This window comes from Micrococcus sp. TCR-5 (assembly GCF_052220525.1).
Taxonomy (GTDB): domain Bacteria; phylum Actinomycetota; class Actinomycetes; order Actinomycetales; family Micrococcaceae; genus Micrococcus; species Micrococcus luteus.
The window spans coordinates 1-25,609 of the sequence record NZ_JBQPDO010000019.1 but is presented as its reverse complement, the minus strand read 5'-3'; the positions used below and the strand labels follow the sequence as shown (position 1 = coordinate 25,609).

The 25,609-nt window shown below is 70.3% G+C and carries 24 protein-coding genes and 3 pseudogenes; 16 read left to right on the top strand and 11 right to left on the bottom strand.

The window, feature by feature from the left end; genetic code table 11:
* Positions 1-1,453, top strand: a 1,453-nt coding sequence (locus ACTSKS_RS10180; protein ID WP_442927525.1) for a Fic family protein, incomplete at its 5' end; no start/stop codon positions are given.
* Positions 1,454-1,524: 71 nt separating this feature from the next.
* A pseudogene (locus ACTSKS_RS10175) lies at positions 1,525-2,426 on the top strand (IS5 family transposase).
* On the opposite strand, the gene ACTSKS_RS10170 reads toward ACTSKS_RS10175, so the two are convergent.
* Positions 2,423-4,333: a DUF262 domain-containing protein gene (locus ACTSKS_RS10170; RefSeq protein ID WP_168196739.1), complete on the bottom strand. Its 1,911-nt coding sequence runs from the start codon at positions 4,331-4,333 to the stop codon at positions 2,423-2,425. The pseudogene ACTSKS_RS10175 and the gene ACTSKS_RS10170 overlap by 4 nt on opposite strands.
* Positions 4,334-4,627: 294 nt before the next feature.
* Between ACTSKS_RS10170 and ACTSKS_RS10165 the strand changes: the two genes are divergently transcribed.
* The gene (locus tag ACTSKS_RS10165; RefSeq protein WP_442927524.1) at positions 4,628-5,695 is read left to right on the top strand and encodes a zinc-binding dehydrogenase; all 1,068 of its coding nucleotides are present in this window, start codon (positions 4,628-4,630) and stop codon (positions 5,693-5,695) included.
* 39 nt (positions 5,696-5,734) lie between these two features.
* On the opposite strand, the gene ACTSKS_RS10160 is transcribed toward ACTSKS_RS10165, so the two are convergent.
* Positions 5,735-6,097 carry an AMP-binding enzyme gene (locus ACTSKS_RS10160; RefSeq protein ID WP_425342664.1) on the bottom strand — a complete coding sequence of 121 codons (363 nt, stop codon included), beginning with the start codon at positions 6,095-6,097 and terminating at the stop codon, positions 5,735-5,737.
* Positions 6,098-6,128: 31 nt separating this feature from the next.
* Between ACTSKS_RS10160 and ACTSKS_RS10155 the strand changes: the two genes are divergently transcribed.
* The 3 genes from ACTSKS_RS10155 (at position 6,129) to ACTSKS_RS10145 (ending at position 9,243) form a co-directional block, all read left to right on the top strand.
* Positions 6,129-7,703, top strand: coding sequence for an ATP-binding protein (locus tag ACTSKS_RS10155; protein WP_078026196.1), 1,575 nt, complete (start codon positions 6,129-6,131; stop codon positions 7,701-7,703).
* A gap of 147 nt (positions 7,704-7,850) precedes the next feature.
* Entirely contained in the window at positions 7,851-8,651 is an 801-nt protein-coding gene (locus tag ACTSKS_RS10150) for a GIY-YIG nuclease family protein (protein ID WP_246836829.1), read from the top strand.
* Between the two features lie 130 nt (positions 8,652-8,781).
* Positions 8,782-9,243, top strand: a complete 462-nt coding sequence (locus ACTSKS_RS10145; RefSeq protein WP_354436234.1) for a hypothetical protein — start codon at positions 8,782-8,784, stop codon at positions 9,241-9,243.
* A gap of 201 nt (positions 9,244-9,444) precedes the next feature.
* On the opposite strand, the gene glpK is transcribed toward ACTSKS_RS10145, so the two are convergent.
* From glpK to ACTSKS_RS10130, 3 genes are all read right to left on the bottom strand, one after another.
* The gene (glpK, locus tag ACTSKS_RS10140) at positions 9,445-10,977 is read right to left on the bottom strand and encodes a glycerol kinase GlpK (protein WP_078026193.1); all 1,533 of its coding nucleotides are present in this window, start codon (positions 10,975-10,977) and stop codon (positions 9,445-9,447) included.
* Between the two features lie 94 nt (positions 10,978-11,071).
* Positions 11,072-11,794, bottom strand: a complete 723-nt coding sequence (locus ACTSKS_RS10135) for an MIP/aquaporin family protein (protein ID WP_078026192.1) — start codon at positions 11,792-11,794, stop codon at positions 11,072-11,074.
* Positions 11,795-11,807: 13 nt separating this feature from the next.
* Positions 11,808-13,553 (bottom strand): FAD-dependent oxidoreductase, encoded by a 1,746-nt coding sequence (locus ACTSKS_RS10130; RefSeq protein WP_442927523.1) that lies wholly within the window; start codon positions 13,551-13,553, stop codon positions 11,808-11,810.
* 312 nt (positions 13,554-13,865) lie between these two features.
* Between ACTSKS_RS10130 and ACTSKS_RS10125 the strand changes: the two genes are divergently transcribed.
* Positions 13,866-14,315 carry a hypothetical protein gene (locus ACTSKS_RS10125; protein WP_144818852.1) on the top strand — a complete coding sequence of 150 codons (450 nt, stop codon included), beginning with the start codon at positions 13,866-13,868 and terminating at the stop codon, positions 14,313-14,315.
* A gap of 120 nt (positions 14,316-14,435) precedes the next feature.
* On the opposite strand, the gene ACTSKS_RS10120 is transcribed toward ACTSKS_RS10125, so the two are convergent.
* Entirely contained in the window at positions 14,436-15,011 is a 576-nt protein-coding gene (locus ACTSKS_RS10120) for a GNAT family N-acetyltransferase (protein WP_372972016.1), read from the bottom strand.
* Positions 15,012-15,149: 138 nt separating this feature from the next.
* Positions 15,150-15,677: pseudogene (locus tag ACTSKS_RS10115) on the bottom strand (GNAT family N-acetyltransferase); the annotation flags it as partial.
* A gap of 110 nt (positions 15,678-15,787) precedes the next feature.
* Here ACTSKS_RS10115 and ACTSKS_RS10110 point away from each other — a divergent pair.
* Both ACTSKS_RS10110 and ACTSKS_RS10105 read left to right on the top strand, forming a co-directional pair.
* Positions 15,788-16,063: pseudogene (locus ACTSKS_RS10110) on the top strand (GNAT family N-acetyltransferase); the annotation flags it as partial.
* A gap of 68 nt (positions 16,064-16,131) precedes the next feature.
* A complete protein-coding gene (locus ACTSKS_RS10105; RefSeq protein WP_144818856.1) occupies positions 16,132-17,352 on the top strand; it encodes a Fic family protein in 1,221 nt (406 codons plus the stop codon).
* 28 nt (positions 17,353-17,380) lie between these two features.
* Here ACTSKS_RS10105 and ACTSKS_RS10100 read toward each other — a convergent pair whose 3' ends face one another.
* Positions 17,381-17,560, bottom strand: a complete 180-nt coding sequence (locus tag ACTSKS_RS10100; RefSeq protein WP_231936617.1) for a hypothetical protein — start codon at positions 17,558-17,560, stop codon at positions 17,381-17,383.
* Between the two features lie 194 nt (positions 17,561-17,754).
* On the opposite strand from ACTSKS_RS10100, the gene ACTSKS_RS10095 reads away from it, so the two are divergent.
* From ACTSKS_RS10095 to ACTSKS_RS10080, 4 genes are all read left to right on the top strand, one after another.
* Positions 17,755-18,462 carry a GntR family transcriptional regulator gene (locus ACTSKS_RS10095; protein WP_041104849.1) on the top strand — a complete coding sequence of 236 codons (708 nt, stop codon included), beginning with the start codon at positions 17,755-17,757 and terminating at the stop codon, positions 18,460-18,462.
* Positions 18,459-18,821, top strand: a complete 363-nt coding sequence (locus ACTSKS_RS10090; RefSeq protein WP_002855541.1) for a CidA/LrgA family protein — start codon at positions 18,459-18,461, stop codon at positions 18,819-18,821. The genes ACTSKS_RS10095 and ACTSKS_RS10090 overlap by 4 nt, the downstream gene beginning before the upstream one ends.
* The gene (locus ACTSKS_RS10085; RefSeq protein WP_095695120.1) at positions 18,818-19,552 is read left to right on the top strand and encodes an LrgB family protein; all 735 of its coding nucleotides are present in this window, start codon (positions 18,818-18,820) and stop codon (positions 19,550-19,552) included. Before ACTSKS_RS10090 ends, ACTSKS_RS10085 begins: the two co-directional genes overlap by 4 nt.
* A 177-nt stretch (positions 19,553-19,729) precedes the next feature.
* On the top strand, positions 19,730-20,482 hold the full coding sequence (locus ACTSKS_RS10080) for a metal-dependent hydrolase (protein WP_442927521.1): 753 nt from the start codon (positions 19,730-19,732) through the stop codon (positions 20,480-20,482).
* Here ACTSKS_RS10080 and ACTSKS_RS10075 read toward each other — a convergent pair.
* Both ACTSKS_RS10075 and ACTSKS_RS10070 read right to left on the bottom strand, forming a co-directional pair.
* Positions 20,479-20,655, bottom strand: a complete 177-nt coding sequence (locus ACTSKS_RS10075; protein WP_237069442.1) for a hypothetical protein — start codon at positions 20,653-20,655, stop codon at positions 20,479-20,481. The two genes, ACTSKS_RS10080 and ACTSKS_RS10075, sit on opposite strands and share 4 nt — an antisense overlap.
* A gap of 7 nt (positions 20,656-20,662) precedes the next feature.
* On the bottom strand, positions 20,663-22,165 hold the full coding sequence (locus tag ACTSKS_RS10070; protein ID WP_237069441.1) for a long-chain-fatty-acid--CoA ligase: 1,503 nt from the start codon (positions 22,163-22,165) through the stop codon (positions 20,663-20,665).
* A 265-nt stretch (positions 22,166-22,430) separates the two neighbouring features.
* On the opposite strand from ACTSKS_RS10070, the gene ACTSKS_RS10065 reads away from it, so the two are divergent.
* The 3 genes from ACTSKS_RS10065 to ACTSKS_RS10055 all read left to right on the top strand — a co-directional run bounded on the left by ACTSKS_RS10065 (position 22,431) and on the right by ACTSKS_RS10055 (position 25,104).
* Positions 22,431-23,492 (top strand): zinc-binding dehydrogenase, encoded by a 1,062-nt coding sequence (locus ACTSKS_RS10065; RefSeq protein WP_442927520.1) that lies wholly within the window; start codon positions 22,431-22,433, stop codon positions 23,490-23,492.
* 527 nt (positions 23,493-24,019) lie between these two features.
* Positions 24,020-24,829 (top strand): ABC transporter ATP-binding protein, encoded by an 810-nt coding sequence (locus tag ACTSKS_RS10060; RefSeq protein ID WP_060774840.1) that lies wholly within the window; start codon positions 24,020-24,022, stop codon positions 24,827-24,829.
* Positions 24,826-25,104 carry a hypothetical protein gene (locus ACTSKS_RS10055; protein WP_442927519.1) on the top strand — a complete coding sequence of 93 codons (279 nt, stop codon included), beginning with the start codon at positions 24,826-24,828 and terminating at the stop codon, positions 25,102-25,104. Before ACTSKS_RS10060 ends, ACTSKS_RS10055 begins: the two co-directional genes overlap by 4 nt.
* On the opposite strand, the gene ACTSKS_RS10050 is transcribed toward ACTSKS_RS10055, so the two are convergent.
* Positions 25,057-25,609 (bottom strand): integrase core domain-containing protein (locus ACTSKS_RS10050; protein WP_442927518.1); only part of this gene is annotated, 553 nt, incomplete at its 5' end. The two genes, ACTSKS_RS10055 and ACTSKS_RS10050, sit on opposite strands and share 48 nt — an antisense overlap.

Genomic DNA, 25,609 nt, shown 5'->3' with positions numbered 1-25,609 from the left:
TCTAGCTCCAAGGCCGGTTTGGAGCTTGAAGTGTATTGGGGGCTGTGCTTTGAAACTGCATGACGACATTGATTCATTGTCACCCGAGGATTCTCTTGAGGGAACGCCCTACTTAATCCCAGAGGATGCGGCATCTCGTGCCGTCTTTTATGAGCGGCTAGATAACTCTAAGAGTGCTCGGAGGATTGCCGCACTAGCAATGCAACAAATTGCGCGCGATGCTCAGGAGATGCTGAGGCCATTTATACAGGCAAGCGTGACTGACCTCGTTACGGAGAGTAATGAGATGGAGCATATGGAATGGCCTCTGGCTGCTACTCGCGAAATCGTTGCGAAGCACCGAGAGCTGTTGGATGGGCCTATTCATACTCTGACTCGAAGTATTGAGTCAGATCCAAAGGTCTATGAGGTTCTGGGTCTTTACAAGGCCCATGAGATAGCCCATGAATGGCGCGAGAAGAGTGATCGTGCCCCGATGGTTCATGAGATTCGACAGCTGCAGAAAGTAATTGTTGGGGACGTTTATGGGGCGGGTTCCTTTAAGGAGCACTCCAACAGAATTTCCGGCACAGATCACAAGCCGGCGGAACCCTTCGACGTGGCCCGCGTCATGTTGGAGTTGTCGGATTGGTGGCAACAAGGCAGTGGAGATCCCATTCTTACTGCAACTGTTGTCCATGCCTGGATAGCCCACATTCACCCGTTCGACGACGGGAATGGTCGAACAGCCCGAGTGTTGGCAAATTTGGAGCTGGCTCGCCACGGATACCCGCCTCTAATTATTCGCCCATCCGCCGACCGGAAAGAGTATTACGAGGCGCTTGCGGCCAGTGATCAAGGGGATATATTGCCCCTGTATGATCTATTCACGCGCAACATTCGGAATCAGGCTCGTCTCATGAGGAAGCCGAACTATGTCCGAGATATTATTGAGGACAAATTCCTTTCCGACAATACAGCTCGTTACTCGATGTGGGATGCTGTAATATCAAAATTTCGGGACCGGCTGGCGGAAGAGTGTGGTCGTGTTAATTGGACATTCGAATTGAGCGGCATGTCCAATATTCAGAACTTCTCACTTCTGGGGGACAGGGATTCAAGCGGCAACTCTTGGTTCTGCACCGTGGGTCCAAGTGACGGCAGGGATGAGTGGCTGCTTTGGTTCGGTTACCAGTCTGACGAATATAGACGATGCCTCTCGGCGCCCTCCGTGCGGCCTTTCCCATCCATATTTGTTAGCCGCAGAGATACAAGCCCCAACGCGGAGAAACCGTTCCTTCCGAGCTTTCCCCGCCCATTGGAGTCGTCAATTCCGGATGAAATATCCGTTGGTGTGGAGGTTGCGGGTATGCCAATCGAGTTTCGGTGGGATTCTGAACTCGATAATTTCACTATCACTGCCGCGGCGGAGGATTTAATCAATTTCCTGGTCGAGCATTCAACAAGGTGGTGAATGCCCGGTATCGACGAGATCTAAGGCGTGTCTGACGATGAAGCCAAGGGTCAGCTGACACCCTGGACGGCATGTCCCGGTTCCAGATGCTCTCCCGCGCCCAGTGGGAGTTGATCGCCCCGATGCTCCCGACCCGGACCGGCCGCGCCGGCAGGCCGTTCGCCGACGCCCGCACCATGGTGGAGGCGATCATCTACCGGTACCGGTACCGGTGCTTCGATTCCCTGGAGGGATCTGCCCGAGGTCTACGGGCCCTGGCAGACCGTGTGGACCTGGCACCGCCGGATGGCGGCCGAGGGCACCTGGGACACGGTGCTGACAAAGCTAACCGCCGCCACTGACGCGCAGGGCTTGGTGGACTGGTCGGTGTCGGTGGACTCCACGATCGCCCGCGCCCACCAGCACGCGACGAACATCACCCGCCACACAGGGGGATGGATCGAACTACAAGAATCCGCGTGAGGAGCCGGCCGATCACGGCATCGGGCGCTCCCGTGGCGGGCTGAGCACGAAGATCCATCAGCTCGTCGATGGGACCGGGCTGCCGCTGGTCAGCCTGATCACCCCCGGCCAGGCAGGGGACTCCCCGATGCTGCTTCCTCTTCTGGAGCAGCTGCGCGTGACCCGGCCAGTAGGGCGGCCCCGGACCCGCCCCGAGGCCGTGCTGGGCGACAAGGCGTACTCCTCCCGGGCGATCCGCACCCACCTACGTGCCCGTGGGATCAAAGCGGTCATCCCCGAACCGGCCGACCAGCAGGGCCACCGCAGACGGCGCGGTGCCCGCGGCGGGCGCCCCGTCGGCCTCGACGCGGCCGCCTACAAGGGCCGCAACGTCATCGAGCGCCAGTACGCGCACCTGAAGCAGTGGCGGGGCCTGGCGACCCGGTATGACAAGTACGCGATCGTCTACCGGGCTGCCGTTCTCTTGAACGCGGTGACCGCGTGGTCGAAACTATTGTCAGACACGCCCTAGTCGGCCACGTTCGCCGCCTCCTCGTCACCCGCGGGCTCATCGGCTTCCATCTCCGCTGGGTCGTTGAAATTTTCCGGGGCGTCAGTACTTTCCGAATCCACCTCCCAGTCGCGCACCACGGGCTTGCACATGGCGTTTTCGATCATGGAGACGAGGCGTCGGCGCCGGTCGTTAAAGAACGCGTCGAAGTCTCCGGCGCGGAGGAGAGCCGGGTCGATCGCGTGGGTCGAGATCTGGGCGTCTACCTGCTGGGGCGTCAGGCCCTTGTCGTCGAGTCGCTCCGTGTATACCGCCGGAGAGTCGCCCCGAAGGCGGATGTTGGTCTTCTTGGCAAGGGGGGTCTTGTTGATGATGCTCTCCCGCCGCCAGGGTTCAATCCCGTTCTCGTCGCACCACTTCCGCGGGAAGACATGGTGGATGTCCACCTGGAGGTCGTCGTAGGACTGGAAGTCCAGCGTCTGGTCCAGCATCCAGTCCTTTGCTGGCGGTTGCTGCGCCATGATCAGGGCGTAGACGCCCTTGTACGCGGCCGAGAGGCGGGTCCGCAGCGATCCGAGACGAGACTCTGAGAAGCTCGCACGAATGATCGCCTCCGGGGTCTCTGCGGACTTGCCCAGCGACCATTCGGGGATCTGTTCCGCATCCTTGGCCAACTGGGTCGTGATCGTGGAGCCGTAGAGTTCGCCCAGTACGCCGCACCAGAACCACTGATTGAGCCGTGCCCGCACGGCATGCTCCTCGGCTCGATCCCCCAGGAGCGTGGTGATGATCAGTAGCGACACCACCTGAGAGCTGTAGGGGGCTCCGCGGCTGTCATGGATGTGCAGGTCGCGCAGGTGGCGAGCCACGGTGGGGAGGGCTTTGCGGAGACGTGGTGCCCAGACGCGATAGTCCTCCAGGCTCATGCCGAGGATGTCCTCTCGACGGGCGCTGGTCTGGGGGACCTGCTGTCCGGTCTTGCCGGCCGCAAGGGCCTCGCGTCGCTTCGCCAACGTGGCGAGCACGGAGACCGCCATGAGGAAGTCCGTGCTCTTCATGTCCGTGAGAACCGGGTAAGTGCGGAGCACCTCCTCCGTGAGAGCCCAGTCCTCCGCCAACCGGAAGTCCTCGCCGGTCTCCTCGTAATACGCGCGGTCACCGGCGAAGGTGGCAGTGAGCAGCTCGAAGACATCGAGGCGAAGGCCGCCGGTGTTGACCTTCTCGAACACGGTGGCCACGGCGTCTTTGGAGATGTCCTTGTCCAGCTCGATGGCAGGGATCTTGTAGGTCTGGACGGCCTGGGCCACGGAGGAGAGGAATCGCTGCGTGATCTCCATGCGCTCGGGCAAAGCCTGCTGGTACTTCATCATCCACGCGAAGCAGTCCGCGCTGTCGAACAGCACGGTCACGGGCATGAGACCCAGTTCCCATTGCTTCTCCTCGGTCGTCACGTCCAAAACGACGTCGCGGCCGATGTTCTCCGTGACGATCCCGGTGTCTGGCAGGGAGACGACGGCGTCCTCCTGCTCCCGTACATCCCCCAAAGCCTTGACCACGTCGACGAAATAGCGGCGCCGGAGCTTGTGATGGCGGACGTCCTCGGTGTCGACAATCCCGTCTCCCGTGAGCGCCTGGACCATGGACGTGGTGCGCTGCTGACCATCGAGGAGGAGCAGCTCGGGATCCTTGAGCCCCTCCGCGGGCACGCCCGTGATAGGCCGGGGCTTGAAGCGCACGTTCTGCCCCCCGGTCCTGAGAGTCATGATTACCCCCATCGGATGGCCGCGGAGGATGGTCACGAGGAGGGAGCGAATGCGCTCATCGTCCCAGCGGTACGGACGCTGGAAGTCGGGCAGTTGGAGCTCCCCACTGCGGGCCTTCTGCAGCAGCTCGACAATGGTGTACTGAGGCGTCTGGAAGGTCGACACGGCGGCCGCATCCTCTCGGGGAAGGTGGTCGGGGCTGTCTGTGATGCTAGTCGCAGGGTCCTCCGACCCCGGCCTTGGGCCATGCTCTTCTCCCGCCGGCGAGGGAAGCCTCCGCATCGGAAAGCCCCACGTCACGTCCATCCCGGGACGGCAGGGGTGCGGTCACAGACTCCCGTGCAGTGGCCCCGGGGGTTCGCACCCCACTCCCGCCCCGCCTCTCAGCCGTCGCCCCCGTGCCCCGGCGCGGGGGAGACTTCTCCGCGACATTCCCTGGACCTGACGAGAGGACACCCCATGACCACCGAGACCCCCACCCTCGCCGCCCCCGAGATTCCCGCCACCATGAAGGCCGTCGTCATGCGCGCGCCGGGCGACGTCGTCGTCGAAGAGGTGGACACTCCGCGCGTCGCCCAGCCCACGGACGTGGTCCTGAAGCTGGCCGCCGCGTGCGTGTGCGGCTCGGACCTGTGGCCCTACCGCGGCCACAACGACGTCGACCACCGGCGCATGGGCCACGAGTACGTCGGCACGATCGTGGAGAAGGGCGAGGACGTCGCCACCCTCGAGGTCGGCGACTTCGTGATCGGCTCCTTCATGCTCTCGGACAACACGTGCGAGATCTGCCAGGCCGGCTACCAGTCCCGCTGCGTCAACGCCGGCGAGTACACGGGCAGCCAGGCGCAGTACATGCGCGTCGAGCTCGCCGACGGCTCCCTCGTGAAGGTGCCCGGGGGTGAACCCTCGGACCCGGACCGCCTGACCGACTACCTCGCCGCCTCGGACGTGCTCGGCACCGGCTGGTACGCCGCCGTCGCCGCGCAGGCCGGCCCCGGCAAGACCATCGCCGTGGTCGGCGACGGCGCCGTCGGCCTGTGCGCCGTCCTGGCCGCCAAGACCCTCGGCGCGGAGAAGGTCATCGTGTTCTCCCGCCACGAGGATCGGGCCGCGCTCGCCCGTGAGTTCGGCGCCGACGTCGTGATCGCCGAGCGCGGCGAGGAGGGCGCCGCCCAGGTGCGCGAGCTCACCGGCGGCTACGGCGCGCACGGGGTGTGCGAGGCCGTCGGCACGCAGGGCTCCATGGACCAGGCCCTGGCCTCGGTGCGCCCCGGCGGGTACGTCGGGTTCGTGGGCGTCTCCCACGACCAGACCCTCGACGGCTCCGACCTCTTCGGCCGCGAGATCCACCTCGAGGGCGGCCCCGCCCCCGTCCGCCGTTTCCTGCCCGAGCTGATCGAGCGCATCCAGTCCGGCGAGATCCAGCCCGGCCGCGTGTTCACCGCGCGCAGGCCGATCGACGACGCCGCCGAGGCCTACCAGGCCATGGACGAGCGCCGCGAGATCAAGGTGCTGCTGGAGGTCTGAGGGGCCGGGCCCGGCGCGTCCGACGGCGCCGGGCCGGGCTCATCTGGCCGCCTTCAGCTCCCGCTTGAGGATCTTCCCGGTCGCCGTCTTCGGCAGGCCGTCCATCGCCACCACGCTGCGCGGGTACTTGTACGGCGCCACTTGGGACTTCACGTGCGCGACGAGCTCCTCTTCGGTCGCGGTCGCGCCGGGCGCCAGCGTCACGTAGGCGGCCACCTCCTCGCCGAGCTCCGGGTGCGGCACGCCCACCACGGCGGCCTCCGCCAGCGCCGGGTGCTCGTAGAGGACCTCCTCGATCTCCTGCGGGTACACGTTCATGCCGCCGCGGAGGCGCACCTCGTCCAGGTTTTCGACGTCGCCGGGGTCCAGGTTGAGCGGCCCTCGAAGAAAGCGCCACCCCATGACACTGACACCATGACTTACAGTTGTCACTGTGAACTGGTCCTCTGATGATCTGACGGCCACCCTCGACGCCCTCCGCGCGCGTCGTGGCGACACCACCTCGGTCGAGGTCAAGCGGGCCACGGGCGGCGTCCCTTCCATGCCGGAGACGCTTTGCGCCTTCGCCAACATGCCCGACGGTGGAACCGTCGTCTGCGGCGTCGACGAGGCGCACGGCGAGTTCCGCGTGGTGGGCGTGCCCGACGTCGCCGTGCTGGAGGCGGGGCTCGTGGCCCAGGCGCGCGAGGCCGTCACGCCCAGTCCGACCCTCCTGCCCCAGGTCTTCCGCCTGGAGGGCAAGGACGTGCTCGTCGCCCACGTGGTGCCCCTGCGCCTCACGGACCGGCCCGCAACGGTGCGAGGGCAGGCCTATCTCCGCCAGTCCGACGGCGACTACGTGATGCACGCGCACGAGCTGCGCATGGTGGAGGTCGCCAAGCTCCACGCCGACGAGCGCGTGGACTACGACGTCAAGCCCGTCACCGGGATGAGCGAGGAGGACCTGGTCCCCGAGCTCGTGACCGACTACGTGGCGGCCGTGCGCGAGCGGGACCGCCGCCTCCGTGACCGCACGCACCAGGAGATCCTCCGCCAGACCAACGTCCTCACCGCCGCCGGGGAGCCCACCCTGGCCGGCCTCTACGCCCTCGGCGACTACCCGCAGGGCCGCTATCCGGGGCTCACCGTCACCGCCGCCGTCCAGGTGCGCGGGGGAGAGGGGCAGGCGCGCAGCCGCAACCTCACGGACTTCACCGGCCCCGTCCCCGTGCTGCTCGACGAGGTGATGGCCTGGGTGCGCCAGAACCTCGGGACCGAGCACGTGTACCGCCCCGACGGTCAGCTCGAGCGCCGCCCCGAGCTCCCGCTCGCCGCCGTCCGTGAACTCCTCGGCAACGCCCTCGTGCACCGCGACCTCGGCCCCGACACCCTCGGCGCGGGCAAGGCCATCCAGGTGCGGCTCACGGACCGGGCCCTGTTCATTCAGAGCCCGGGCGGCCTCCGCGGAGTGTCACTCACCCAGCTCGAAAGTGACGAACATGCCCAGGCCGCCGTCAATCAGCGGCTGTACCAGATCGCCAAGAAGCTCACGACGCCGGACGGCGCCTCCGTCATCGAGGGCGAGGGCGGCGGCATCCACGAGGTGTTCCGGTCCGCTCGTCAGTGGGGGCTGGGCCGGCCTCAGCTCATCGACACGGGCGTCCAGTTCAAGGCTCTGCTCTGGCGGCCGCGGCCCGAGGGGGCTCGGCCGAGTCGGCGGGAGCCTGCCGTGGAGGTTGCGCGGACACCCCCCGTGGAGGAGGTGCCCGACGTGAAGGCGGATGCGCCGTCATCGGCCGTGCCGCCCAGCTCCGCGCCCACCCGCCACGAGGGGCGCGTCCTCGGTGCCCTGGCCGCGGGGGAGGCGGTGGGCATCCGCGACCTGGAGGAGGCCACCATGCTGACCGCGCGGCAGATCCGCTACGCGCTCCGCCAGCCGCTGCTCGACGGGCTGGTGGAGATGACCGGCGGTCAGGGCCACAAGGACACCCGGTACCGACTGGTGTCGGCCAGAGGGGCGGGAGACTGACACTGCCGCTCTTGAGAGCCCCCCTTGGTGGTCGACTGTGAGTCTGAAGTGTCAATCTGTCGATGTGGATCCGTCCCATGAGCAGAATGAGGTCCTATGCCGCACTCTGATCCGGTTCCCGAGCCGTTCGTCCTGACTCTTGGGTCGGTGCTTGACGCCGCTGGCCTGGACCCGCACGAGGTTCTTGCCATCCGCCACACCTACAAGGAGTCGGGGCTGCCATCGCGGGCGGCAGCCACGCCGGAGCGGGTGCTCGCTTACACGCGGGAGCAGCACCACCTGGGGAAGTTCCCGAAGGAGCCTGCCCGCCACTGGCTGATCTTCATGGGGGAGGGCGGGCGTCGTTCTCGCCTCACCGCCGTGTACGAGAACCGCGGGGAAGCCGTGGCTGAGCGCACGGAGCGGTACCGGTACTACGACGTTGCGCCCGTGCCGCTGCTGGCCTCCCTCGAGGAGCGCCTGGTGGTGGAGTGGTCCGCAGACCCCGTGAACTGGGCCAAGCGCGGCCCCCTGGCGGCGCGGTTCCCCGTCCTGGAGATCGCCGACCCCACCACCGAGGCGTTCCCCGGCTTCGACCATGTGCTGCTCAGCTACGGGGGCTTGCAGTCAATGGTGACCGAGACCCGCTACGCAGGCTGGCGCACCGCCCTGCAGGCCGTACGCGGGATCTACCTGATCGCCGACGAGACCGCGGGCCAGTGCTACGTGGGCAAGGCCGACGGCGAGCGTGGTGTGCTCGGACGGTGGGAGGCCTACGCCCGTGACGGGCATGGCGGGAACGTCGCCCTCCGGGATGCCCTTGAGCTCGACCCCGCCCAACCGGAGCGGTACACGTTCAGCCTGTTGCGCGTGTTCGGCTCCAATACCCCGCAAGCCCAGATCGACGCCGCGGAGAAGCACTACAAGGAGGCTCTGATGACGCGCCGGTTCGGGCTGAACCGGAACTGAACGGACTCCGTTGTCCTGGGGGAGAGGGCGAAGGTCAGACGGGAGGGGGGATGGATTGCCCCCGCCGAGCCTCGGGGAGGAGGACAAGCGCGCCATCCCGGCACTGTAGCCATCGCTGAGTTCCTCGAATGTGACTGCCCACGAGCACACGGGGCATCTGCAAGCCGCCCGCATTGATGTCGTCGCGCGGGCCGACGTCGTCGAGGCGGGCGGGCCAGGTCTGATGGGTGTGAACGGCCTCCCCGGAACCGGCAAGACGACAACGCTCCGGGACATCCTGGCGTCCAACGTCGTCGAACGAGCACGCCGATTGTCGGCGTGTGAGAACCCATTCGACGCCCTCACCGAACGCACCCATGAGTGGACCGGCGAGGGCAGGATGCGACGACGGGCGCGCGAACTCCGGCCTGAGGTGGCCGGCTTCGAAATGGTGGTGGCCTCGGCGAACAACGCGGCCGGGGAGAGCATCTCCGAGGAGATTCCACAGCGGAGCGCCATCAAGGACAGCCGGAACGTGGATGCGGACTACTTCGCCTGCCTGTCCACCGCCGCCTTGGGCGGAAGCGGCGGGGGAAGAGGACGCCCTGGATGAGGACAGCTTGACGTCGGAGCAGCCGGGCACCTCGGGCCTGGCCGCTGCACCGATGGCAACGGCACCGACCCCCGCCCCGCTCCGCGCGCAGGCGGCCGACGAGGGGGTAGTGCTGCTCGGGGTCCTTCTGGAGGGCCCGGACCGGCCCGGACCGGCCCGGGGCGCACGGGGCCGGCCGGACCGACCTACGGACCGGACGGCTCAGCCCTGGGCCGACTCGACGTCCTCGTCGACCCAGTCGCGGGAGCGTTCCACGGCCTTCTTCCACAGCCGCAGGGTGCGCTCAACCTCCTCCTCGTCCGTGGTGGGCTCCCAGCGCTTGTCCTCTTCCCAGTTGGCCACGAGCTCGTCCTGGGACGCCCAGAACCCCACCGCCAGGCCTGCGGCGTAGGCGGCGCCGAGAGCGGTGGTCTCGATGACCTTGGGGCGCACGACGGGCACGCGCAGCAGGTCCGCCTGGAACTGCATCAGCAGCTCGTTGGCGACCATGCCACCGTCGACCTTCAGTTCGGTGAGGTCCACGCCGGAGTCCGCGTTCATGGCGTCCAGGACCTCGCGGCTCTGGAAGGCGGTGGCCTCGAGCGCCGCGCGGGCGATGTGCCCCTTGTTGACGTAACGGGTCATGCCCACCATGACGCCGCGGGCCGCGGCGTCCCAGTGCGGGGCGAAGAGGCCGGAGAACGCGGGGACGAAGTACACGCCGCCGTTGTCCTCCACGCCGGCGGCCAGGGTCTCGACCTCCGGGGCGCTGGCGATCATCCCGAGGTTGTCCCGCAGCCACTGGATCAGCGAGCCGGTGACGGCGATCGAGCCCTCCAGCGCGTACACCGGCTTCTGGTCGCCAATGCGGTACGCCACCGTGGTGAGCAGGCCGTTGTCCGAGTGCACCGGCTCCTCGCCGGTGTTGATCAGCATGAAGTTGCCGGTGCCGTACGTGTTCTTGGCCTGGCCGACCTCGAAGCACGCCTGGCCGAAGGTCGCCGCGTGCTGGTCGCCCAGGATGCCGGTGATCGGCGTCTCGCGCAGCAGCTGCTGGCCGGATACGGTGCCCACCTCGGCGGAGGAGCTGACGATCTCCGGAAGCATGGACATCGGGATGCCCATGTCCGCGCAGATCTCCTCGTTCCAGTCGAGGGTGTCCAGGTTCATCAGCATGGTGCGGGAGGCGTTGGTGACGTCGGTGACGTGCCGGCCGCCCTCGCCGCCGCCGGTGAGATTCCACACGAGCCACGAGTCCGTGGTGCCGAAGATGAGGTCGCCGTTCTCGGCGGCCTCCCGGGCACCGTCCACGTTCTCCAGAATCCAGGCCACCTTGGGCCCGGAGAAGTACGTGGCCAGGGGCAGCCCGACGCGCTCCTTGTAGCGGTCCGCGCCGACGTCGCCGGCCAGGCGCTCGCAGAGGCGGTCGGTGCGGGTGTCCTGCCACACGATGGCGTTGTACACCGGCTTGCCGGTGTTGCGGTCCCACACCACGGTGGTCTCACGCTGGTTCGTGATGCCCACGGCGGCGACGTCGTGTCGGGTCACCTCGGCGCGGGCCAGGGCCTCGCCGATGACCTCGCGGGTGTTCGTCCAGATCTCCACCGGGTCGTGCTCCACCCAGCCGGCGCGCGGGAAGATCTGCTCGTGTTCGCGCTGACCAGTGGACACGATGGCCCCACTGTGGTCGAAGAGGATCGCGCGCGTGGACGTGGTGCCCTGGTCGATGGCCATCACGTAGCGGGGGGTGGTCATGTCCTACTCCTTCGGAGGTGGTCACGGGGGTGTGGGGGTGGCGGGCACGTTCCCGCAGGGGAACGTGCCCGCCGGGGTTGGACGGGCAGACCGCTCAGACGAACAGAGGCGCGGCGAGGCCGGCCAGGACGGCGCCGACGAGCGGGCCGACGATCGGCACCCAGGCGTAGCCCCAGTCCGAGCCGCCCTTGTGCCGGATCGGCGCGACGGCGTGGAACAGGCGGGGGCCCAGGTCGCGCGCCGGGTTGATGGCGTACCCCGTGGGGCCGCCCAGGCTCGCGCCGATCGCGACGACGAGCAGGGCCACCGCGAGCGGGCCGAGCCCGGAGGGGGTGGAGCCGAAGAGCAGGACCACGAACACCAGGACGAACGTGGCGATCAGCTCGGTGACCATGTTCCACAGCGGATTGCGGATCTCGGGACCTGTGGCGAACGTGCCCAGGATCGCACCCTGGTCCGTCTCCGTCTGGTAGTGGTCGCGGTAGGCCAGCCAGGCCAGGGCCGCGCCGAGGAAGGCGCCGATCAGCTGCGCCGCGAAGTACGCGAGCGTGGTGCCGAGGGTCACGGCGATGCCGGGGGCGTACTCCTCGGCGCCGCTGACGAGCAGGCCGACGGTCACGGCGGGGTTCAGGTGCGCACCGGTCGCGGCAGCGACGTAGACGCCCGCGAAGACGCCCAGCCCCCAGCCGAAGCTGATGAGCAGCCAGCCTCCGCCGTTGCCCTTGGTCTTCGAGAGGACGACGTTGGCGACGACGCCGACGCCCAGCAGGAGGAGGATCGCCGTGCCGGCGATCTCATACAGGAAGATCGTGCCCATGGACGGGCTCCTTTCAGGGGGTGGGGGCGGCGTCGGCGTCGGCGGCCGCGAGCGCGGCGGCGGCGGTGACGTCGTCGTGGGCGGTCTCGCCGCGGAGGCGTGCGGCGACGAGGTTCTTGTACGCCCGGATCTCACCGGCGATGCGCTCTTCATCCCAGCCCAGCTCGGGGGCCACGAGGGACGCGATCTCCTCGGCCGCCGCGACGCCGCGGTCGCGGACCTCGGTGGACAGGCGCGTGCGGCGCTCGATGACGTCGTCCAGGTGGACGACGCCCTCGGCTCGGGCCGCGTAGACGATCTCGGCGCGCAGGTAGCGCGGCGCCTCGGCGAGAGGGACGCTCAGGGACGGGTCGGCGTCGATCAGGTCGAGCACGTGGCGCAGCACGGTGCCGTAGCGGAACAGGAGCCGGTCAACGCGGGCCTCGTCCAGGCCGTAGTCGGCGGCGATGCGGTCCGCCTCCGCCTCGATCTCCGAGTAGCCGAGGCCGCCGAGCACGGGGATGCGCTCGGTGAGGCTGGGACGGGTCGGGTGGGTCTCGCGCACCACGAAGTCCACGACGTCCTCGGCCATGGCCCGGTACGTGGTCCACTTGCCGCCGGCCACGGCGGTGAGGCCGGGGGCCACCTCGGTGACGGTGTGCTCACGGGAGATCTTGGTGGAGCCGCCGTCGGACCCGGTGACCGGCTGCAGCAGCGGCCGCAGCCCGGCGTACGTGGCGACCACGTCGTCACGCGTGAGGTCCTCCTTCAGCACCGCGTTGGCGTGCTCGAGGATGTAGTCGATGTCGTCCGCGGTGGTGGCCGGATGGGCCACGTCCTCCGCCCACGGGGTGTCCGTGGTGCCGATCACCCAGTACTCGTCCCACGGGATGAGGAACAGCACGGACTTCTCCGTCTTGGTGATCACGCCGGTGGCGGCGTCGGCGCGGATGCGGTCGCGCGGCACGGTGATGTGGGCGCCCTTGGAGGCGAGCACCTCGAGGCCGCCGTCGGCCTCGGCCAGCTCCTGCTGCTCCTGGGTCCACACGCCCCCGGCCAGGATGACGGCGCGCGCGTGCACGTCGAACTCCTCGCCGGAGGTCTCCTCGCGGACACGCACGCCCTGCACACGGCCGTCGTCGCCGCGCAGGTAGTCGGTGACGGCGGTGTAGTTGGCGGCCACGGCGCCGTGGTCCACGGCGGAGCGCACGAGCATCATGGCCAGGCGGGCGTCGTCGAACTGGGCGTCGGCGTACTCGACCGCGCCGACGATCTTCTCGTCGTCGAGGGAGGGGAAGGTCGCGGCCATGGAGCGGCGGCTGAGATGGCGGTGCGCGCCCATCGCGCGGCGGCGGCCGAGCGACTGCATGGCGTCGTACATGGTGACGCCGGCGCCGATGAAGCCGCGGTCGATCACCTTGTGGAAGAACGGGAAGACGAAGCGCAGGGGGCGCACCAGGTGGGGCGCGGTCTGGGTGAGCAGCAGGTCGCGCTCCCGCAGCGCCTCATACACCAGCTTGACGTCCAGCATCTCGAGGTAGCGCAGGCCACCGTGCATGAGGCGGGAGGAGCGGGACGACGTCCCGGAGGCCCAGTCGCGGGCCTCGACGATGCCCACGTCGAGGCCGCGGGTGGCCGCGTCGAACGCGGCGCCCACGCCGGTGGAGCCGCCGCCCACGATCAGGATGTCGAGGGGGGCCTCCGGGCTGGTGGCCCGGAGGCGGGCGAGGTGATCCTCCCGCGTGGCGGCGGAGAGGGAGACGGTTCGCAGGGTCGGCATGGGGGGTTGCTCCTTTATCAGTGGAGGCACAGTGTAGTGGCGTGGCTCACGATACCCGGTGTCACGTCACGAGATCCGGTATCAGCACGAGCCGAGGTCCATGATGTCACTCCCGGGTCGCGGGTATGCAGGCGTCGGGTCCGGTCTCGCGGAACCCGAGCCGCTCGAACAGCGGCACGTCGGCGCGCGTGGAGGTGGCTCGTCCCACACGCTCCTCGGGCTGTGGCACCTCACCCTGTTCCGCTGGAACGAGGGCGGAGCGCCCCGGGTGACGCGTGCCCTCGGGTGAGGCCCCGCCCCTACACTCCGACCATGGACATCACCGTCGGCGCCGTCGGCCGCGCCTCGCTCTCGGACTGGGAACAGGAATGCTGCGGTGACCCGATCGCCGTGGGGGAAGTCCACGAGCTGATCCTGCTGCCCTCCCGGGGAGTGAGTCAGGCTGGGCCCCTGGCCTCTGCAGGCTGGGTCGTCACCCATCACGACGACGGCAGCCCCGCCGGGTCGATCCCGTTGCGTCGTGTGCGGGCCGTGGTGAGGGCGGCACACGAGGTGTGGCCCTCGGGGCGGCTCGCCGAGATCGATCGCGTCCCCGGCCACGCTGACCTGACGGTCCTTGATCCGGAGGAGGCCACCGGCCTCGGCTTGGGGGAGGTCGTCTACGTCGGCGCCTACGAGCCGGTGCTCCCCGAGACTCCCCGCCCTGACGAGTGGCTTCTCGACCTGGAGATCCTCGAGGACCTCGGTCCGCACACCTGGTGAGCCTCACGAGTCCATCCCCTCACGGTCTCGAGCTACACGGGGTGAGCGTAGAAGTCCGTTCGGCGGCACGGATTGCGCCCGACACGCCGACCTCGGTGCGCATGGATGCGAACGTTCACATCACCGCATCCCCCACGCCTCTCCACGATGCGCACGTGGGGGATTTCTCTTTCGCCACGGGGCCCGAGGCGGTTCTTCCGGAGCTGACGTTGCCTTCGTCGTCATAGATGGCCCCTCCCCCCGGTCGCTCGCGAGCATCGCGTAGACGAGGGTGTCCGTCCACTCGCCCTTGCTCCACAGGTCCTGCCGGTGGTGTGCCTCTCGACGCATCCCGAGCGTCTCGGCCAGTCGGGCGGACGCCGTGTTGCGGGCATCCATCTGTGCCACTACCCGGTGCAGGCCAGACGTCTCGAACCCCAGGTCCAGCAGCGCAGCCGCGGCCTCCCGGGCGAAGCCTTGACCGGCATGCCGCGGATCCAGTGCCCAGCCGATCTCCGCGACACCGCGCTCGCGGTCCGTCAGCCACAGGATCACGTCACCCACGGGGGCGCCCGCGTGCTCCACCACCAGGGACACCGCCCCGGATGGGCCGCCGAGGTCGTCCCACGTGATCCGCTTGGCCAGCTTCGCCCGCGCGGTCGCCTCGTCCCAGGGCTCGTCCAGCAGGTGGCGCACCACCTCGGGCTGCGTGTACATCTCCTGCAACCAGCCGAGGTCGTCCTCCCGGTGCGGCCGCAGCGTCAGCCGCGCGGTGGGCAACGGCCAGTCAGGGGCGCGTCCGCCCTCAGCCGCGCCCTCCTTGCGACCCGCCGGAGGCGGCACGACGACGTCGGCGGGGACCGGCGTCGTCGTGCCGGACGCCCAGTCCTGGCGCAACATTGCGTAGGCCACGGACGCGAGCGGCTCGCCGCCGTCCACGGGCCAGCCGCGCCGGTAGTGCGCCTCCTTGACTCAGCCGGCCCGGCGGAAGGTGCGCAGCATGGGGACGTTGTCCTCGCGGGTCTGGCCCTCGAAGCGGTCCACCGCAGGCATCGTCTCGAAGACGTGCCGGGTGAGCGCGGTGAGGATCTGCGCGCCGAGCCCGCGCCCGCGGAACCGCTCCGCCACGCGCAGGTCGAACAAGGGGGTGGGGTCCGTGAGGTCCTCCAGGCGCACCACGCCGACGCGGCCGTGCTCGGCGTGGTCGATCCAGAAGGTGCGGTGGTCCTCATCCTCCCAGGCGCCGCCATCGACGGCCTTCTCCGCCTCCGGCTGGGTGACGCGCGGGCGCGTGTGGAACGGCCACGCGTTCTCGGTGAGCAGGGCGACGAGCGCGTCCCGGTCGGCGCCTGCCGGGTCGAGCGGAGTGAAGGTGACGTCCATGGGGCCGAGAGTAGGGGAGGGGACGTCACCGCCGCCCGTTGTCGTGACCCCATGGCCACGCCCCTCCTCGACCTCGCGGCGCGCCGCGCGAGGAAGCCCGGGACGCGCAGGCCGAGATCGGCTGGACCATAGCCCAGGCCCACGCCGGCCGGGGCCACGCCACCGAGCTGGCCTGTGCCCTGCTGGATCTCGCCTTCGCAGGCCTCGGCGTCCGACCCGTGGAGGCTCACGCCTTCGCGGACAACGCGCCCATCCAGCGCGTGATGGAGAAGGTCGGCCTGCGCCACGAGGGCACCTTCAAGGAGGAGGCACTGCACCGCACCCGCGGCTGGGTGGACGGCGTCACTTACGCGATGCTCGCCTCGGAGCATCGGGCCCGGGGCTGACGGCTTTCCACCTCACGACGCCCAGAAGTACGCAACTCTCTAGACATAACGTTGCGTAAGGTGGCGGCATGAGCAACGATCCGCGCCCGACCCCGTGGGCCGTCGGCTGGGAAGAGCGCCCCTGGGCCGCGGGCCCGGATGACGCCGGCCTGCGCTCCCGCAGCGCTCGCGTGCGTGCAGCAGGCCCATATCGAGCCGCGCTCCCGGCCCGTATCGCCCGACTCGGGTTCGACCTGCCCTCCGATCTGGCGACCGAGGTCGAGGAGGCGACGGCCGCCGTCGTGCGCTTCGACGCCGAGATCAGCCACGCCCTCCCGGGGTTCACCGGCGAGATCGCCCCGATCGACGCGGTGCTCCTGCGCACTGAGTCCGCGTCCTCCTCGCAGATCGAGCACATCACCGCGGGCGCGCGAGCCCTCGCCCTGGCGACTCTCGGCGAACGCACCCGCCCGAACGCAGCGCTCGTGGCGGCGAACGTGAGGGCCATGGGCGCTGCTTCCCGGCTGGCCGCCGACCTGGACGAGCCCGCCCTGCTGGCCGCCCATCGTGCCCTCATGGACGGTCAGGAGCATGCCCGGCCGGGCGCCTACCGCGATGCGCGGGGGTGGATCGGGGGCGGGGCGCCCACGCCGCACACGGCGCAGTTCGTCCCGCCCCACCCGGAGCGCCTGCGTGCCGGGATGGACGATCTCTTCGCCTATCTGCGACGCACGGACGTACCCGCCCTCGTGCAGGCCGCCATCGCGCACGCCCAGTTCGAGACCATCCACCCGTTCGCGGACGGCAACGGCCGCAGCGGGCGCGTCCTCGTGCACGCCGTGTTGCATCGGGCCGGCGCGATCACCCGTATGGGGGTGCCCCTCTCCGCGGGACTCCTCACGGACACGGCCGGATACTTCGACGCCCTCGCCGCCTACCGCGACGGCGACCCCGCGCCCATCGTGCGCCGCTTCGCGCAGGCCGCCCTGGCCGCCGTCGGCAACGGCCGAGAGCTCGTCGCGGACCTGGACGAGGCCCTGACCGGCTGGCGCGAGCGGCTCACCGCCCGGCGGGACGCGGCGGTCTGGCGGGCGCTCGCGGTGATCATCGCGCAACCCGCCGTGACCGTGGACCATCTGGCCCAGGCGCTGGGTGTCTCGCGCCCGGCCGCCCAGCGGGCCGTGGACCAGCTTGTCGAGGCCGGCGCTCTGCAGGCCGCGTCCGCTCAGCGTCGGAACCGGGTGTGGCTGGCCACCGAGGTGCTCGCCTGTCTGGACGAGTTCGCCGCGCGTGCGGGCCGGCGGGGTTGACGGGGGTGGTCTACCGGGCTGACCAGCCTCATGCCGCGTGTAGTGTCCCGGCCATCCGGGCGGGCGTCGGGTTGCGGGCGTCCATCTGCGCCACCACCCGGTGCAGGCCGTACGTCTCGAACCCCAGGTCCAGCTGGGACACCGATCCGGCAGGGCCGGCGAGGCCGTCCTCCCGGTACGGGCGCAGCGTCAGCCGCGCGGTGCGCAACGGCCAGTCAGGGGCGGGGCCGCCCGCAACCGCGCCCTCCCCGCGCACCCCTGACCGGCACAGAACTCGGCTGACAGCCGCTCCGCAGGCCCGCTTCGACAGGCGCCGGCACCTTGTGCCCCTCCCCACCCGGACCCCTTCCGAGTCCGACACAATGCATACATCCATGCATGCATCCGATTACTCTGGCCCGCATGACTCCACTCTCCGACCCCTTATGGGGCAGTCGTGCCACGGCTGCCGGCCGCCTGGCCCACGACGTCGCCTGGCGCATCGTCCGCGGTGAGATCGCCGCGGGGGAGATGCTCACCGAGGTCCAGCTCTCCACGGAGGCCGGCATCTCCCGGACGCCGGCCCGGGAGGCCCTCCTCCAGCTCGAGCGCTGGGGCCTGGTGCGGCTCCTCCCCAAGAAGGGCGCGGCCGTGCAGGCCCTCACGCCGCAGAGCGTGGCCGACCTCACGGCCCTGCGCGGCCTCCTCGAGTCCACCGCCCTCGCCACGGTCGCCGCGCGGCCCGACGCCGTCGGGCCCCTCGTCGCCACGCTCACCGCCAACCTGGAGCAGCAGCGCGCCGCCCTGGACGCCGGCGACCTCGCTGCCTTCTCCGCGCTGGACGTGCGCTTCCACCGGGACGTGATCGCCACGTGCGGCAACGCCGCCTTCGACGAGGTCGTGCGCACCTTCGCCCCCCGCCTGGCACGCCTGATCCACGCCGCCACCGGCGGATCCGTCGACGCCGCCCGCCGCCTCCTCGATGGGCACGCCGAGATCTGCGCCCAGCTGGCCGCCGGGCGCGCCGCAGACGCCCAGCGCGCCCTGCAGGCGCACCTCGACGCCGCGGGGAGCGGCGTCGTCCCCGGCCTGCCGCCCGTGGGCCCGTCCGAGGCAGGTGAACCCCGATGATCGAGGGCCTGCTGATCCTGCTGCTCTGCCAGCTGGCGGGCACGCTCGTGGCCGACACGCTGCACCTGCCGATCCCCGGGGCCGTGCTGGGCATGCTCCTGCTGCTCGGCCTGCTCGCGTGGCGCCGGCCGGCCGAGGACGCGCCGGTGATGACGGCGAGCCATCACCTGCTCCAGCACCTGCCGCTGCTGTTCGTCCCGGCGGGCGTCGGCGTCGTCGCGGTGCTGGGCCTCATCGGGGAACACCGGGCGCTGATGCTGGTCGGCTTCGTGGTGCCCTGGCTGCTGGGGCTGGTGGTCACCGCCGGCGTCGCCGCCCCGCTCGCCCGCCGCCTCACGGACAAGGAGGACGCACAGTGAACGCCGCCGAACTGACCGACTCCCTTGCCGAGGCCTGGGACGCGCTCCTGCACACACCGCTGTTCGGCATCGCGCTGACCCTCGCCGTCGCCGTGCTCGCCCGCCGCCTGTGGCTCGCCGCCCGGCAGACCGCCCTGCTCACGCCCGTGCTCGTGACGATCGTGCTGGTGGCCGCGTTCCTGGCCCTGACCGGCATCGACTACGAGACCTACATGATCGGCGGCAGCTACCTCACCTTCCTGCTCGGCCCCGCCACCGTGGCCCTCGCCGTCCCCCTGTACCGGGCCGGCCCTGACATCCGGAAGCTGCTGCTGCCGGTCGCCGTCGGGGTCACCGTCGGCTCGCTGACCGCCATGGTGAGCGCCGTGCTGATCGTGCGGATGATGGGCGGGGACGCCGCGCTGGCCGCCACGTTCGCCCCCAAGTCCGCGACGACGCCGATCGCCATGGCGGTGGCCGACGCCGGCGGCGGGATCGTCTCCCTCGCCGCCGTGCTCCCCGTGCTCACCGGCGTGCTCGGCGCCGTGCTCGCCCCCTGGGTGCTCGACCTGCTGCGCGTGCGCGACCCCCGCGTGCGCGGCCTGGCCATCGGCGTGAGCTCCCACGGCATCGGCACCGCCCGCGCCCTCGCCGAGGGGCCGAAGACCGGCGCGTTCTCCGCCCTCGCCATGGCCTGCTCCGGCGTGCTCACCGCCCTGCTGGCCCCGCTGGTGCTGGCGATGACGGGGTGAGGGGCCGGGCGGCCGCCCCCGGCCGGGCAGCCGCCTCGACCCGCTCCGGCCGCGGCGGCCTCCTTACCGTGTCCGCCCCGCCTGCCACCCTGGTCCTCTTCCTTCCCCGCGGGCCGCCCGCCGGCCCTCGCAGGCGCAGTGACGCGGCCCGGTCCTGCGAACGAGAGGACCTCACCCATGATGGGCCCGTCCCACGCGGCCACCGGCGCCGCGGCCTGGCTGGCGCTCACGCACTGGCAGTCGCCGATCGCCGTGCTGCACCTGCCCGCCGAACTCCAGCTGCTCGGCGCCGCGACCACCGCCGGCGCGGCCATGATCAGCGACTGGGACCACCCCCGCGCCACCGTCGTCCACGCCCTGCCGCCCCTGACCGAGTGGCTGAGCCGCGGCATCCGCCACGTGGCCGGCGGGCATCGGCGCGGCACACACTCGCTGGTGGGGGTCGCGGCGTTCACCGCCATCGCGACGGCGGCCGCCTCCATCCAGGTGCCGATCGCGGGGCACGTCTACACGCCGGGTCAGGGGGTCATCGCCGCGTTCCTGGCGGCCGTGGCCGCCAAGGCCCTCCGACTGCTCCCGAACCGGGGATGGAGGGCCGCGTGGGCACTCGGCATCCTGGTCGCGGTGTCGGCGACCGTCCTCAGCGACGGGCTGTGGTGGATCCCCGCCTCCGTGGCCGTCGGCGTGAGCGTGCACATCCTCGGCGACGCCCTCACCAACAACGGGGTGGCCCTGCTCTGGCCGCTCAGCCCGGAGCCTCCCGCGCGCCTGTGGTGGTGGCAGTCCTCCGGACGGTTCCGGCTTCCCCTGCTCGGCCGGACCGGGTCCTGGCGGGAGTGGGCGCTCGTCTCGGTGGTCACCGCGTTCACCGTGGTGCGGGCCGTGCGGCTCGTCCCGCTCGCCGCTCGGGGGGTGGCGGCACTGTTCTAGGGGGAGGCGCCCTCGACGTCGGCCGGCGGCGCCACCCGCAGCGCCCGGTCCACGGGGACCGCCAGGTCTGCGCGCCCGGCCTCGTCGAACGGGATGCCACGCACCGGGTCCGGGGCGACCGCGGCGCCCGCCTCCGCGAGCACCTCGGCCCACACGCGGGCCCGGGCGGTCATCCCGAGCTCACTCCGTCGGCGTCAGTTCCCGCTTGAGGATCTTGCCGGTGGCGGTCTTGGGCAGCCCGTCCCGCACGGTCACGGTGCGCGGGTACTTGTAGGGCGCCACCTGGGACTTGACGTGCTGGATCAGCTCCTCCTCCGTGGCGTGCGCACCGGGGGCGAGCACCACGTGCGCGGCGACCTCCTGGCCGAGCTCCGGGTGGGGCACCCCCACCACGGCGGCCTCCGCGACGGCCGGGTGCTCGTAGAGCACCTCCTCGATCTCGCGCGGGTACACGTTGAGCCCGCCGCGCAGGATCATGTCCTTCGTGCGGTCCACGATGTAGTAGTTGCCCGCGGCATCGCGCCGGGCGAGGTCGCCGGAGCGGAACCAGCCGTCCTCGGTGATGGCCTGGGCAGTGGCTTCCGGCTTGCCCCAGTAGCCCTTCATCACGTTCTCCCCGCGGATCCACACCTCGCCCAGGGTCTCCTCGTCGCCCTCGGGCACGACGGCCCCGTCCGGCGTCACCAGCTGCAGTTCGCACCCGCGGACGGCGCGTCCGATCGAGCCCGGCTGATGCGCCTCACCCGGATGGTTGAAGCACGCGACCGGGGAGGTCTCGGACAGGCCGTAGCCCTCCAGGATCTCGCAGTCGAAGGTGGCCTCGAAGCGGCGCAGCAGCTCCACGGGCAGGGCCGATCCGCCGGAGACGCCCAGGCGCAGGCTGGCCAGGTCCTCCGGATGGTCCTTGGCCGCGGCCAGCACGGCCCCGTACATGGTGGGCACGCCGATGAACACGTCCACCGCGCACTCCCGGACGGTCTGCGCGGCCACGGCGGGATCGAAGCGGGGGATCAACGCCAGGCTGGCGCCCGTCGTCACGGGCGCCATGAGCGCGCACGTGAGGCCGAAGACGTGGAACAGCGGCAGGCAGCCGAGCACGGTCTCCCCGTGCTGGAGCTGGATCAACGTCTCCGCCACGGTGTCCGCGTTGGTGCCCATGTTCCGGTGGGTCAGCTGGGCGCCCTTGGGGCGGCCGGTGGTGCCGGAGGTGTAGAGGATGACGGCGTCGTCCTCGAGGTCCCGCTCGACGGTCTCGGTCACCGGGCCGGGGCTCTCCGCGAGGTGCGGGGCGAGGCCGTCCTCGCCGAGGGTGCGCAGCGGCACACCGCGCTCGCGGGCGCCCTCCACGGCTTCCTCGGACGGCACGGACCACAGCATCGACGCGCCCGAGTCCTCCAGGTAGTACTCGATCTCGCGGCGCTTGAACAGCGGGTTCATCGGGACGACGACGGCGCCCAGCTGCAGGGCCGCGAAGAACACCACCGGGAACGCCGGGATGTTCGGCACCATGAGCGCCACGCGGTCCCCGGGGCCGATGCCCTCCTGCCGCATGAGCCCGGCCAGACGCTGGGACTGGTCCTGCAGCTCGGCGTATGTCATGCGGTTCTCACCGAGGATCAGGGCGGTGGAGTTCGGGTGCTCGGCGGCGGTGCGCTCGAGGCGGGCGGGCAGGGTGAGGGTCACGACGGGCCTCCGAGGGGAGTCGGATGTGATGGGAACCACAGCGTAACGTCCGGCGGCGCTCGTTCGCTATGAGCCGAGCGGGGTGTGTCGGCCGACCTCACGCCAGCGACATCACCGCGGTTCTGCCCGGCGGTGATGTCGCTGGCGCGCGGTCATCCACCGGCCCCGCCTGCGACGCCGATGTGTCGTCTCCACGGCTCAGGGGCGCAAGACTGGTCCCCGCACACCGCCGCCCGGGCCGCCGGGCCAGACCGGAGGACAGACCATGACCGCACAGACCCCCGCCACCCCGGCCATCCCCGAGACGATGAAGGCGGTCGTCATGCGCGCGCCGGGCGACGTCGTCGTCGAAGAGGTGGACACCCCGCGCGTCGCCCAGCCCACGGACGTGGTCCTGAAGCTGGCCGCCGCATGCGTGTGCGGCTCTGACCTGTGGCCCTACCGCGGCCACAACGACGTCGACCACCGGCGCATGGGCCACGAGTACGTCGGCACGATCGTGGAGAAGGGCGAGGACGTCGCCACCCTCGAGGTCGGCGACTTCGTGATCGGCTCCTTCATGCTCTCGGACAACACGTGCGAGATCTGCCAGGCCGGCTACCAGTCCCGCTGCGTCAACGCCGGCGAGTACACGGGCAGCCAGGCGCAGTACATGCGCGTCGAGCTCGCCGACGGCTCCCTCGTGAAGGTGCCCGGGGGTGAACCCTCGGACCCGGACCGCCTGACCGACTACCTCGCCGCCTCGGACGTGCTCGGCACCGGCTGGTACGCCGCCGTCGCCGCGCAGGCCGGCCCCGGCAAGACCATCGCCGTGGTCGGCGACGGCGCCGTCGGCCTGTGCGCCGTCCTGGCCGCCAAGACCCTCGGCGCGGAGAAGGTCATCGTGTTCTCCCGCCATGAGGATCGGGCCGCGCTCGCCCGTGAGTTCGGTGCCGACGTCGTGATCGCCGAGCGCGGCGAGGAGGGCGCCGCCCAGGTGCGCGAGCTCACCGGCGGCTACGGCGCGCACGGGGTGTGCGAGGCCGTCGGCACGCAGGGCTCCATGGACCAAGCTCTGGCCTCGGTGCGCCCCGGCGGGTACGTCGGGTTCGTGGGCGTCTCCCACGACCAGACCCTCGACGGCTCCGACCTCTTCGGCCGGCAGATCCACCTCGAGGGCGGGCCCGCCCCCGTCCGCCGCTTCCTGCCCGAGCTGATCGAGCGCATCCAGTCCGGCGAGATCCAGCCCGGCCGCGTGTTCACCGCGCGCATGCCGCTCGACGACGCCGCGGAGGCCTACCGGGCCATGGACGAGCGCCGCGAGATCAAGGTGCTGCTGGAGGTCTGAGGCCGCCGGTCTCGAGCAGGCTGGGCGACGGTTGACCCTCCCCTTGGGGGAACGCCCACGCTGGGAACACCGGAGGGAAAGGTCGTCCCATGAGCCCCCTGATGACCGTCGGCGAATTCGCCCTCGCCACCGGACTGAGCGCGAAGGCGCTGCGCTTCTACGGCGTCCGGTCCGTCCCGGCCTCGGGAGCGCAGTGGGCTCGGTGTGGCCCGGCGGCTCGCGCTCGGTGCATACGTCGAAGTGGGAGTGCCGTCGCCGAAACCGTTGTCCAGGTGTGAGTGCGGATGAGTTCTTGTTGACATCTCCGTCCTCGACCCGACGGCCTGACATGCGGAGGCGAGTGCCGTCGTCGGGAAACCCCGATGCCGACGACCCTCCGCACCGGCTCCATGACCTTTTCCGCACCTCTGCGGCCCCGGCCCCTCGACCCGGCCTGACCTGGGGTCTACGCTGGCCGATCAGGCCTCGCACCCGAAGAGCGCGGCGTCTGCGTCCACGCCTGTCGAGTCCTCAGGGAGCACCACCGCATGATCCGCTTCGAGCATGTGGAGAAGACCTTCCCGGACGGCACCCGTGCCGTGGAGGACTTCTCCCTCGAGGTCCCCCCGCACACCACCACCGTGCTGCTGGGCTCCTCCGGCTGCGGCAAGACCACGCTCCTGCAGATGGTGAACCGGATGGTAGACCCCACCGGTGGCCGCGTGCTCATCGAGGGCCGTGACGTCGCCTCCCTGGACCCCGTGAAGCTGCGCCGCGGCATCGGCTACGTCATGCAGAACGCCGGCCTGCTGCCGCACCGCACCGTGCTGGACAACGTGCTCACCGTGCCGCGCCTGACCGGCCGGATCTCCCGCCAGGACCGGGACCACGCGCACGAGCTGCTCGAGCTCGTCGGCCTGCCCGCGGCCGTCGCCTCCCGATACCCCTCCCAGCTCTCCGGCGGCCAGCGCCAGCGTGTGGGCGTGGCCCGCGCCCTCGCCCCGGACCCGGACGTCCTGCTCATGGACGAGCCGTTCTCCGCCGTGGACCCGGTGGTCCGCGCGGACCTGCAGGCCGAGATGCTGCGCATCCAGCGCGAGCTGTCCAAGACCGTCCTGTTCGTCACCCACGATGTGGACGAGGCCGTCCTCCTCGGAGACGAGGTCCTGGTCCTCCGCGAGGGCGCCCGCGTGGCCCAGCACGGCACCGGCGAGGACATCCTGCTGCGCCCCGCCGACGACTTCGTCCGCTCCTTCGTGGGCGGCGCCCGCCGCGAGCTCCACGTGGAGGACCGCACCGGCACCCCCATCGTGGTGGACGCCTCCGGCCGCGTCGCCGGGACGCTGGTGCAGCCGTGACCTGGATCAGCGCCAACCTGGACTTCATCCTGTCCCTGACCTGGCGGCACATCGCCCTCGCCTCCCCGGTGGTCCTGCTCAGCCTCCTGATCTCCGTGCCCCTGGGCCGCCTGGCCAACGCCACCGGCTGGGGTCGGAGGCTGATCGTGGGCGGCTCCAGCCTGCTCTACGCCATCCCCTCGCTCGCCGTGTTCGTGATCCTCCCGGGCCTGGTGGGCACCAAGATCCTAGATGTAGGAGGGCATGACGTTGTTGACTCGGGTCGGTGCCAGTGAGGCCGGAGGAGCGTCTCCGCAGGAGGTATGAGGCCGATGGTAGTTGTAGTGGTTCACCCACACCGCCAGGGCCTCACGCCGAGCCCGCTCTGAGGTGTAGGGGCGGGCGTAGAGGACCTCATCGACCATCAGCCGGTTGTACCGTTCGACCTTCCCGTTGTGGCGCGGGGTGTAGGGGCGGATCCGGTGGTGCCGGCCTCCGAGCGAGACCACCTTCGCGGTGAAGTCCACGGCCCGGTAGTTGTTCCCGTTGTCCGTGATCACCCGGTCCACGGTGATGTCGTGGGCGGCGAAGAACGCCCTCGCCCGGCAGAAGAACCCGATCGTGGTTACCGCCTTCTCGTCCTCCAACGCCTCGGTGTACGCCAGGCGGGTGTACCCGTCGATCGCCGAGTGCAGGTAGGTGTACCCGACCCGTCGGCCAGGCCCGCGCTTGGCTGCTCGCGCGTTCTCGGAGTCCCGGCCGTGAGCACGCCAGCCGCCCCCCTCGGGGATGCGCCCGATT